The organism is Actinacidiphila oryziradicis, assembly GCF_005047355.1.
Lineage (GTDB): Bacteria > Actinomycetota > Actinomycetes > Streptomycetales > Streptomycetaceae > Actinacidiphila > Actinacidiphila oryziradicis.
In genome coordinates this window covers 1-8,968 of sequence record NZ_SUMC01000183.1, presented here as the reverse complement: position 1 = coordinate 8,968, position 8,968 = coordinate 1, and the positions used below count along the sequence as shown (strand labels likewise).

The window sequence follows — 8,968 nt, the reverse complement described above, 5'->3', positions numbered from 1 at the left end:
CGTCGACATCGTCCACGACGGGAAGCCCCCGCAGGTGGCCGTCAAGGAACTGATGTCGCGCTCGGCGAAGCCCGAGCGCCGCTGAATCGCGACGTCCGAACGCATCCGAGTAAAAGCGTTTCACGAGTCCATAGTGGTCATCGAGTAGCTCGGGCCTCGCACCCGAACAGCGCTACGACGGCGCATGAGAAGCGACCCCTCACCTCTTTCGTCACCCGGTCCTCCCCGCTCAACCTTCGATGACGACTACAGGATGAGTGCGACGAAGATCAGGCAGGCGGTTGGCCACCCAGCCGCGGGAGTTCACCCATTCCCGGCCGCTCCGCGCGTTTGCGGAAGAGGAGGTATACCAGCAGCGGCAGCCCGGCGATGAGGACGGTGGCTCCGATGAACGGCAGCGCCGCGCCCAGACCCGCATGGTGCTGTTCCACGTGTGCTCCCACGGTCAGCATGACCACGATGTCGGAGGGGCATCGGCAGGGATCACCAGCAGGCCGGTCGCCTCCATCAGCGTCCGAGCCACTTCGGCGGCTCGGCCGTCTCCCGTTTTCTTCACCGCGGCGATCAGGAGCAGGCCGACCAGCACGATCTGGACGATGGTGCCCGCTGCCCCCTTGTCGGACAGGCTGCCCGGCGAGACGGCGTTGCCCAGCAGCGCGAAGATCCCCCGCGTGATGGCGACTCCCACCGTCGTGGCCACCGCCCCGCCGAGGAGGAACGCCACGGACACGCGCACCGCCCGCGTCATCGACGTGCCTCCATCCGCGAGAACGCCGCACGCCCCCAGCCGTATCCTGATGGCCCGTCATGGGCACCGGGTCATCCTGCCCGGCCGGCGGCCTGTCCCGGCCGCCGCCGCAGGCGCTCGCGGAATGACCCCGATGGCCGCCTGGGCAATCGGCCGCCCGCCGGCGCGGCCGCGAAAGCCGTGCCCGGATCGCGGCCTGGCACAGCCGCCGGGCACTGCCGCGGAAGCCTGCGCGCGGGTGCACATCATCGTCGATGCCCCCCGGGGGAAATAGCCGGCCACCCACGTCCTGCGGGCGTGCACAGCGGGGAGATGCGGGAGGAGGCCATTGCGGGCACGGTGGGAGGAGGGGGCGAGAGCCGGTTATCGTCCGGCCACGCCGTTTCGGGGTGTCTTGTCCGCGTCGGACCAGCCGGAGGAAACGTGATGACCGCAACCACAGACGTGCTCATCCCGGCACTGCGCGAGGTCCGCGAGGCCGAAGCCGCGATCGCCGACCGGCTCAGGGCGCACGCCACGGTCACGCCCGCCGAGGAGTACCGCGAGACCTTGGAGCGCCGCATCGCCGGCGCCCGGGGCCACGTGCGCCGTATCGACGAACGCCTGAAGACGTTGCAGTTGCAGCCCCGAGGACTGGCGCAGACCGCCTTCGGAGGTGCCGTGCACCTGACCGGGATGGCCGTCCGGCTGCCCTTGGAGGTGGCGATGGGCATACCGGCCGCCCTGCTGCGGGGAAGGGCCACGCAGCGGCAACTGCTGAAGAACACCGAGCGGGAATACGGGATCACCGCCTTCGCCGTGGCGACCTGCCGGGCCGGCGAACACATCGCACGGGAGATTGGCGACACCGACAGCTCCGACCTGCTCGACTCCATCCGCCGCGACGACGAGGACCTCCTCGAACGCCTGGGCCCCACCCTCGAGCAGCGCGCCGAGGCGGTAGTGGCCGCCACGACCAAGGGAGCCGTGATAGCGGAGGACCAGCTGCCGATCCCCGACTACGACACGCTCAACACCAAGCAGATCACCGACCAGCTCCCACAGCTGGCCCAGACCGACCTGGCCGCCGTCGAGGAGTACGAGCGTTCCCATGCGGGCCGCTCCCAGATCCTGAGCAAGATCGGGGACCTGCTGGAGCCGCCCTGGCCGTAACCGGCCCGGGCCCTGGCCCGGTTTCATGAGCGCGGAGGCGATCCTGTGAAACGGACCAGGAGCAATCCCAGCACCGCGCCCCGGGTGTACTCAGCGGAACGCCCTCGAAGTCTCGAAACCAAGCAAACCGTTCCACATCGTGCCGATCCAGTTGCAGAACTTCACGCCGGTCGGCACCGCGATGAGGTAGGACATGATGGAGAAGAACGGGAGCAGCACCCCGCCGGTGGCGAACATGTGGTGCGCCCACACCGTCGCCCAAAGGCCGGCGACGGAGATCGTGGCGGCGATCAGACCGATGTAGTCGAAGATTGGCTTGCGGCCGAAGACTGGGATGACTTCACCGACGATGCCGAAGAACGGCAACGTGCCGAAGACGTGTGCCCCGAATTTCCGGTCTGCCTCCAGACACAGCAGAGCGGCGGCGAGCACGGGGAACGCGATGAGCACCAGCACTGCGGTGAGCAGAACGTTCCAGGTGAAGAACGGCATCCGGAACATGGTCATGCCGGGCTCGCGCATGCAGATGATCGTGGTGATGAAGTTGACCGCGCTGAGGATGGTGCCGAAGCCGGAGAAGGCCAGGCCCATGATCCACATGTCGCCGCCGATCCCCGGCGAGTGGACCACGTCGTTGAGCGGCGCGTAGGCGAACCAGCCAAAGGCGGCCGCGCCCTGTGGGGTGAGGAAGCCGACGACAGCGATCAGCGAGCCCAAGAGATAGAGCCAGTAGGCGAGCATGTTCAGCCGTGGGAACGACAGCAGCGGCATGATCCAGTTCGTGAAGCCGGCGAACAGCGGCGGCGAGCAGACCACGATCTATCAGGCGGCGATGCGGTACGCCGCCGACGGCGTCCCGCTGCTGGTGATCGCGGGCAAGGGGCTCGACCTCGGGCTTAGGCTCGGCCGGCACCCGCAGGTGGTCCTGGGCAACAGGATCCGCAGTCTCACGGCTGCGGCGGCTCAGATGTGCCGTGGTCGGTCAGCCAAGTGAACGCTGCCTCGCGCTCGTGTCGCTCTACGGTGGCCTCGGCGGCCGCCTGTGCGGCATTGCGCCGGGAGCGGCCCTGGCCGCCGTGCGGGTCGACTGTGAGAAGGCCGTGAGCGGTTTGCTCAACGATGGCGCGAAGCAGGTTTCCCAGCGATCCGACGGGCGGCATCCGTGATCCTTCCGCGTAGATGTGAAAAGTCGGCTCGAAGGACTCCCGGGCGGGTGCTACGGACTGCCGGTCCCGCACCCGTAGCACCCGCCCCCTGGGCCCCGGGCGGCCCACAGGCACAAGGCTCCACCCTCGGTAAAGATTACTCACTGCGACCGCGTGCGACTGTATGCGACGTGCCGGTAGGGCGCCGTCGGCGGCCCTTGGCAGACCACGGAGGGACGAGCGGCTTTGTGCGCCGCCGCGGGAACGCCTCCGGTCTCAGGCGAGACTCCGCGTGGCGCCTTGGGTGTCCAGGGCGGCCACGTGGGCGGCGGCGCGTACAGGGAAGGGAGGAGGACCTGTTTGGCGGTCCCTCGTCCTCAACGTGGTCGTGCTGTGGAACATGCTGCGGTGACCGAGCTCCAGCGGGCCGGCCCCCAGATCCCGGAGGAGGACATCGCCCGTCTGTCCCCGCTCAAGGAGAAGCACTTGAACTGAGCTGGGGCTATGTCTTCACCGCCTCGCAGCCCGGCGAGGGACCGCGTCCCCTGCGGGACGCGGTCGAGGACGAGGTGGACGAGGTGTAACCCGTGCGGGTCACGTCCTCCAGCCCGGCCGGATCGTTATCGCTGCTGGACGCCGGACGCTGTGCGTCCTCGCGCCGCAGTGAGAGGGATGAGAATGGGCAGGCACAAGAAGGTCCGCAACCGGGGGAGGACCGGCTCGATCCGGTGGAGCTGCCGCTGGCGGTGGACGGGACGTCGTCCGTCGCGCACTTCGAGACCACCCAACCCGACCAGTGGCACATCGACGGCCGCCGGCTGACCCGGGACGAGCTGAGGGCGATCCACGACATGCAGCCGCCGGACCTCATCGGCTACCACCTGATCCAGGACCAGGTTACGACTGGGTGCAGTGATCACGGCCGTCCCTCGGTGCGGCGGACGTTCGCCCCGCCTGATCCCGGCCCGCGTACCGCGGGTTGCCTGGCGCCCGGGGCTCACCAGCGGTTGGGCCGGGACAAGCTCACGAGGGCGCAGCAGTAGATGTACCGAGGACGAGCGAGAAGCCCGCACCGAAACGCAGCCACGCTGACAAATGGGCCGTCAACATCGCGGCCGCCGCTCAGTTCCACGAGCGCGAGGGGCACCTGACCGTGTTTGGGAGGCACATCGAGGTTTTGGATGACGGCCAGGCGGTCTCGGCATGTTCATCGCCAGCACCCGTGCTAGGAAGGCGAAGCTCGCGCCAGAGCGTGCCGAGCTGAACGGACTCGGGATCAGCTGGACCTGAAGCGCAGTGCGGTCCAGGAGCGGCTTGCTGGGATGCCCGGCGGGCCGTTGCGGTGTTGTCAGTTGTTGCGTCGGTGGTGCCGCACCCGCTCGTTGTTCCACGCGATGGCCCGGTCGAGCTGCTTCCGGGTCAGGCCGGTGGCCTCGATCATGTCCTTGATGCTGAGCCCTTCGGGATGCTGGTCGAACACGCGGCCAGCTGAGCCATGTGCTCAGCGGAGCAGGCGGTGAGGCAACGCTTGCCGTCGAACTTCGGGTCGTACGGGTGGATGAGCGAGGAATCGCGCGCGAAGGCGTACAGCTCGGAGCCATCGGAGATCGCCATCCCGCACAGGTCACACAGTTCTGGCCGGACCTCGCCGGTGCTGGCGTCGTCGTCCATATCTCCTGGTGGGTTCGCGAGCGCCCCGGTCCCGGGCAGGCTGGACCCGCGCAGCCACCTTGCTTCCAAGGCTGCTTTCTGGGCTGCCACGGGATCCGGCGCGGCGGCCGCCGAATCCGGCCTCTGAAGCACTGGAGGACGAAGGCAGGCACCCGAAGCACGCGGCGCTTGGGCCGTCTCGTCCGGGGAGGCGGACGAGCTCGGCCGCAAGCTGAGGACGGTGCCCGCGGACGCTGCCGGAGCAGCCGCCTGTGCTCGGTTCCCGCCCTCAGGCGTGATCGACCAGGCTCGCGTGGCCCTTCACGCGCGCGCAGTGGGCGCAGCAGAAGATCTGCCCGTCCGCTTGCAGACCATGGCCCAGAATGCGGCACTGACAGTTTTCGCAGATCGGCGCCAGCCGTTGGGCCGCGCACTCAAGACTGTCGAAGGTGTGCACCCCTCCGGCGGTGCGCACTTCGAACGTCATCTCGTAGTCGTTGCTGCAAACCTCGCACACGGCCATAAACAATCACACCTCGCTACACCGATGGGCGGGACGCCCGTTCACTGCCCGACACTCCGCCGCAAGAATGCGGGAAACCAGGCCCCGCCCTTCGGCAGCGCGAGGGGCTCCGCCCCCAAGTGGCTCACCGTAATCACTCAACCGGCCGCGGACTGACGACCGTGATCGCGTCATTGACAACCAGAGAAAAGATCAGCTCAGAGCCTACGCGATCGTTTTGGCACCCCACAGGGTTCCTGCTGCTCAGCGGGCGGCGTTGCCGGCGCCTTCAACACTCGCCGACAGTTGCACGCTGCGGACCGGCTTGGTCGTATTCGATGCTTTTGGCTAACTTTGTCCAGGATTCCAGCATGCTGATCGCGGCCCGTGGCCTGCTGGGCCTCGGTTCGGCGTGTATCGCCCGCTCCGGCCTCAGTTCCTGACGAACGCTTTCGCCGAGTGTCGGCAACGGCTGAATTTCACCCGTTGCCGACGCCGAGAGCCCCGCACGCAGCAAGGTGCTCGGCGTGTTAGGCGGAGACCGCGGCGGACGGAGCGCGTGGACTTGCTTGGACCCACGGCCGACGTCTTCCTGGGAGCACCGGGATGCCGTGCCGCGCTCGCCGGAACGCAGGGCGGAAAAGTCGGATACAGAATGACAAGTCGGTCATGATGGCGGCTTCCTGGCGTGAGGTGAGTCACCTGGTCTTGCTGACACCCGGAGCCTGTGTCTAACGTCCTCGCCATCCGCTTGGACGGTCGGCGTGCTGCCGATCCTGTCCCGCCCGGCGGCCTTCGAACACAACGAACAGGAATGAGGGACCAGGTCAGTCACCCATGCCGCGGGCTCGGGTGGGTCCGGTTCGGAGCGTAGTCGCCCGTGCGTGGCCGCTCACTTACCGGTCCGAATCCGATAGCTCACCGTGCAGGCGCAGGGAGTCACCCCATGCTTCTTTTCGGACGCCGCAGTACGCAAGCGGCACAAATAACGCAGAACGGTGCCGCCCCTTGTGCTGCGGATACCGGGTTCCCGCGCTCGCTGGTCTGGACCCGTCCCGCATGAGCCTGTTCCCGGTTAGTGCGCTCACCGCAGCCGTGTGCGGGGCCGCTGTGGAGGCGGTCGCGATCATTACGGCCCTGGCTCTGTACCCCTCCGGCATGAGGGATGACCGCGAAACCGCCGAGGCTCGTCCCGGCCCGCCGTCAGACGGCACTCCGCCGGTTCGTCCGCTCCGTGAAAAGGCCGTAACTGGCGGTACTCCCGTTCTGCTGGTGCACGGGATGTGCAGCAACCGGGGAATCTTCCACATCCTGAGATGGAAACTGCAGCGGGAGGGCTTCCTCCAGGTGACCATGCTGAACTACAACTGGCTGGCCACCGATGTCCGCAGCGCTGCTCAGTTGCTGGCCGAAGAAGTGGAGCGGCTGTGCGACTCCACCGGGCAGGAGCGCGTTCATGTGATCGGCCACAGCTTCGGGGGTCTGGTCGCCCGTTACTACGTGCAGCGTATGGGCGGCGACGCCCGCGTGCATACAGTGATCACCCTGGGCGCCCCGCACCAGGGTACGCTGGCCGCCATGCTGCCGCTGCCGCACCCGGTGATCCGGCAGCTTCGGCCGGGCAGCGACGTGCTCGCCGAACTCGCCGAGCCCGCCCCCGGCTGTGGAACACGCTTCGTCGCGTTCCACAGCGATCTCGACGAGCTGATCATCCCCGCCTCCAACGCCCGGCTCGTTCATCCGAATCTCCAGGTCACCAACGTCGCCGTACGGGCTCTCGGCCACGTCTCACTGCCTCTGCACCCCAGCGTCGTCAGGGAAGTCTGCCGTGTGCTCCACGACGAGCACCTCCCGAAGCTCCCAGCTGTGGCCTGAGAAAGGCAAGTCGATGGAGGAGCCATCGCAGTTCAGCGACAACGTGGAAGAGGTCGAGTGGGTGGCGTAACAGCTACCGACAACCGTGACTCCGGGGACTGCGCCCTGGCTCGGCTGATCCGTGCAGGCCATCGTCGTGCGGACGTGGGGGCAGCCGTCCCCGCCGATGGTCGGCGACGGCGCGCGAACGAGAAAAGGCGATCCACCTCCTGGAACCCCATGGAGTCATAGAGCCGGTTGGCCGAGGTCCGGTCGCGCTCCGGGTCGCCGGGCGGGGCGTCGTAGACGTAGGCGATCACCTCGCAGGCCCTCGCGGCTGCTCGGGCAGTGCTTCGCCCCCGTATTGCTTGCCTGAGCCAGCCGTGTGCCGGGAGCGATGCGGGGCGGCAGGGCGGCGCCTGCCTTCCCCCGGAGTTCAGTGCTGACGGGATGCCCGGTCGCTGCCGGCGGTCCGAGCCTGGTTGGGGCGCCGTTGTTCGTAGGTCCATAGTTGGTCTATGAAGGCGAAGCCGAAGGAGTTGAAGAGCTGCGGGGCGGCCCGGCTGTCGGGGACCGTCTCCGGGAGGTCTTCGACGACGAGGGCGACCTCGGTGGCGCCGTGCTCGGCCAGCAGGGCCAGGGCCTGGCTGAGCAGCTGCTGGGCCAGGCCGTGACGGCGCTGGGTGCACAGGGTCTCGATCCATCGCACGGTCGCGGTGTGGTCGGGTCCGACGCTGACCAGGGTTTCGGCGACCGGCTCGTCCGCCTCACGGATGATCAATCGATAGCCCGGGGGGAATTCGCAGGGGAAAACGTCGGCGACCAGCTTGGCGGGCAGTCCCTCGACGGGCAGCGGGCGGTGCAGGTAGCAGCCCTGGCGGCGGCCGGTGAAGCCGGTCTCCAAGAGTGCGTGGTGGGTGGCGGCGCGGCGGGTTCGGGACAACCCGCCGGGGCCCAGGGTGTCCGGCGGGGCACCGACGAACGCCTCGACCAGCGGGCAGCCGGCGAGTTCGGCGACGGCGTGGGTGAGCAGGGCACGCAGGGCGGCGGGGTCCTCTCGGGCGTGCAGCCAGCAGATCAGGCCGACCGGTACATCGGGCCAGGCCAAGAACACAATGACGCCGTGGGGCCGGTCCTCGGCGTCGGCCAGCACACTGATGCACGGCTGGGCAGGTGCCACCCAACCAGCGAGGTGGGACGGCCCGCGCGTGGCGTCGGCCAGCATGTCCCGGGTGCAGCATGGCTGTCCCGGTAGCCGGTCGGCGTTGATCAGCTCGCGCACCACCGGCTCGTCCTTGGGGTGATACGGGCGCACCGCCGATCCGCTCGCAGGGCGGGGCGGGAAGGCCTCTTTGTCCTTTCTCATGCTGCTGGTCTTCTTCCGACAGCTGCAGGACTTATGTCTTTCAGAGTGCCGCGTTCTGCCTGTTCTGAAACGGGGGCCCGCCCGGCAATCTGCAGGAACGGGGCCTGCCCGGCAATCTGCGGGGTTCGTCGGGCCCGGGGTTGTTATGCGGCGGGCGTGACCTGCGGGGTCTGGGTCAGTATGGAGCGGATCTCGTCGCTGACCGGTTTGTGGATGGGCAGTGTCAGGTGGCCGACGCCGTGGATGAGCACGTTGCGGGCTTGGAGGTCGGGGTGGTCGATGCGGGCCCTGCCGGCGGGGATGACGGCCTCGTCCAGGTCGCTGTAGAAGGCGACGAAGCGGGTTCGGCAGCCCGCGGCCGGCTCGGCGAGCTCGGCCAGCAGTTCGCTTCCCGGCCTGAGCTGGCGCAGCAGCGGGTGGGGTGGGGCCAGCAAGGCCGTCGCGGTGCCGCTGTGCGGCGTCCCGAGGGTGATCACCAGCGGCACGTACGCGTCTCCGCCGAGCCGCTGCACGTAGTAGCGGGCGATGAGCCCGCCCAGGCTGTACCCGAT

General features: G+C 68.3%; 11 protein-coding genes and 1 pseudogene. 4 read left to right on the top strand and 8 right to left on the bottom strand.

What is annotated here, in order from left to right; genetic code table 11:
* Positions 1–269: 269 nt before the first annotated feature.
* Both FCI23_RS58970 and FCI23_RS58965 read right to left on the bottom strand, forming a co-directional pair.
* Positions 270–431 (bottom strand): hypothetical protein, encoded by a 162-nt coding sequence (locus FCI23_RS58970; protein ID WP_211265862.1) that lies wholly within the window; start codon positions 429–431, stop codon positions 270–272.
* Between the two features lie 14 nt (positions 432–445).
* Positions 446–748, bottom strand: coding sequence for a hypothetical protein (locus FCI23_RS58965; RefSeq protein WP_211265861.1), 303 nt, complete (start codon positions 746–748; stop codon positions 446–448).
* Positions 749–1,174: 426 nt separating this feature from the next.
* Between FCI23_RS58965 and FCI23_RS52245 the strand changes: the two genes are divergently transcribed.
* Complete coding sequence (locus FCI23_RS52245) at positions 1,175–1,900, top strand: hypothetical protein (protein ID WP_136730971.1); 726 nt, start codon at positions 1,175–1,177, stop codon at positions 1,898–1,900.
* 108 nt (positions 1,901–2,008) lie between these two features.
* Here the strand turns inward: FCI23_RS52245 and FCI23_RS52240 are convergent.
* Positions 2,009–2,704, bottom strand: a pseudogene (locus FCI23_RS52240) (cbb3-type cytochrome c oxidase subunit I); the annotation flags it as partial.
* Here FCI23_RS52240 and FCI23_RS52235 point away from each other — a divergent pair.
* The gene (locus tag FCI23_RS52235; RefSeq protein ID WP_136730970.1) at positions 2,670–2,894 is read left to right on the top strand and encodes a hypothetical protein; all 225 of its coding nucleotides are present in this window, start codon (positions 2,670–2,672) and stop codon (positions 2,892–2,894) included. The pseudogene FCI23_RS52240 and the gene FCI23_RS52235 sit on opposite strands and share 35 nt — an antisense overlap.
* Here the strand turns inward: FCI23_RS52235 and FCI23_RS64455 are convergent.
* Positions 2,848–3,060, bottom strand: a complete 213-nt coding sequence (locus FCI23_RS64455; RefSeq protein ID WP_407646163.1) for a hypothetical protein — start codon at positions 3,058–3,060, stop codon at positions 2,848–2,850. The genes FCI23_RS52235 and FCI23_RS64455 overlap by 47 nt on opposite strands.
* A gap of 572 nt (positions 3,061–3,632) precedes the next feature.
* Between FCI23_RS64455 and FCI23_RS52230 the strand changes: the two genes are divergently transcribed.
* Complete coding sequence (locus tag FCI23_RS52230; RefSeq protein WP_136730969.1) at positions 3,633–4,088, top strand: hypothetical protein; 456 nt, start codon at positions 3,633–3,635, stop codon at positions 4,086–4,088.
* A 394-nt stretch (positions 4,089–4,482) separates the two neighbouring features.
* Here FCI23_RS52230 and FCI23_RS52225 read toward each other — a convergent pair whose 3' ends face one another.
* Together FCI23_RS52225 and FCI23_RS52220 are read right to left on the bottom strand one after the other, a co-directional pair.
* Positions 4,483–4,716 (bottom strand): hypothetical protein, encoded by a 234-nt coding sequence (locus FCI23_RS52225; protein ID WP_136730968.1) that lies wholly within the window; start codon positions 4,714–4,716, stop codon positions 4,483–4,485.
* 268 nt (positions 4,717–4,984) lie between these two features.
* Complete coding sequence (locus FCI23_RS52220) at positions 4,985–5,218, bottom strand: hypothetical protein (RefSeq protein ID WP_136730967.1); 234 nt, start codon at positions 5,216–5,218, stop codon at positions 4,985–4,987.
* An 816-nt stretch (positions 5,219–6,034) separates the two neighbouring features.
* Here FCI23_RS52220 and FCI23_RS57805 point away from each other — a divergent pair.
* On the top strand, positions 6,035–7,072 hold the full coding sequence (locus FCI23_RS57805) for an esterase/lipase family protein (RefSeq protein ID WP_136730966.1): 1,038 nt from the start codon (positions 6,035–6,037) through the stop codon (positions 7,070–7,072).
* Between the two features lie 415 nt (positions 7,073–7,487).
* Here the strand turns inward: FCI23_RS57805 and FCI23_RS52210 are convergent, their stop codons facing one another.
* Together FCI23_RS52210 and FCI23_RS52205 are read right to left on the bottom strand one after the other, a co-directional pair.
* A complete protein-coding gene (locus tag FCI23_RS52210) occupies positions 7,488–8,417 on the bottom strand; it encodes a GNAT family N-acetyltransferase (RefSeq protein WP_136730965.1) in 930 nt (309 codons plus the stop codon).
* 143 nt (positions 8,418–8,560) lie between these two features.
* The coding region (locus FCI23_RS52205; protein WP_407646162.1) for an esterase/lipase family protein at positions 8,561–8,968 on the bottom strand (408 nt) is incomplete at its 5' end.

Coding starts and splice junctions, on each gene's coding strand:
- FCI23_RS57805 (WP_136730966.1), top strand. CDS start 6,035: ATGCCGCGGGCTCGGGTGGGTCCGGTTCGGAGCGTAGTCGCCCGTGCG.
- FCI23_RS52235 (WP_136730970.1), top strand. CDS start 2,670: ATGATCCAGTTCGTGAAGCCGGCGAACAGCGGCGGCGAGCAGACCACG.
- FCI23_RS64455 (WP_407646163.1), bottom strand. CDS start 3,060: ATGCCGCCCGTCGGATCGCTGGGAAACCTGCTTCGCGCCATCGTTGAG.
- FCI23_RS52210 (WP_136730965.1), bottom strand. CDS start 8,417: ATGAGAAAGGACAAAGAGGCCTTCCCGCCCCGCCCTGCGAGCGGATCG.
- FCI23_RS52225 (WP_136730968.1), bottom strand. CDS start 4,716: ATGGACGACGACGCCAGCACCGGCGAGGTCCGGCCAGAACTGTGTGAC.
- FCI23_RS52220 (WP_136730967.1), bottom strand. CDS start 5,218: ATGGCCGTGTGCGAGGTTTGCAGCAACGACTACGAGATGACGTTCGAA.
- FCI23_RS52245 (WP_136730971.1), top strand. CDS start 1,175: ATGACCGCAACCACAGACGTGCTCATCCCGGCACTGCGCGAGGTCCGC.
- FCI23_RS58965 (WP_211265861.1), bottom strand. CDS start 748: ATGACGCGGGCGGTGCGCGTGTCCGTGGCGTTCCTCCTCGGCGGGGCG.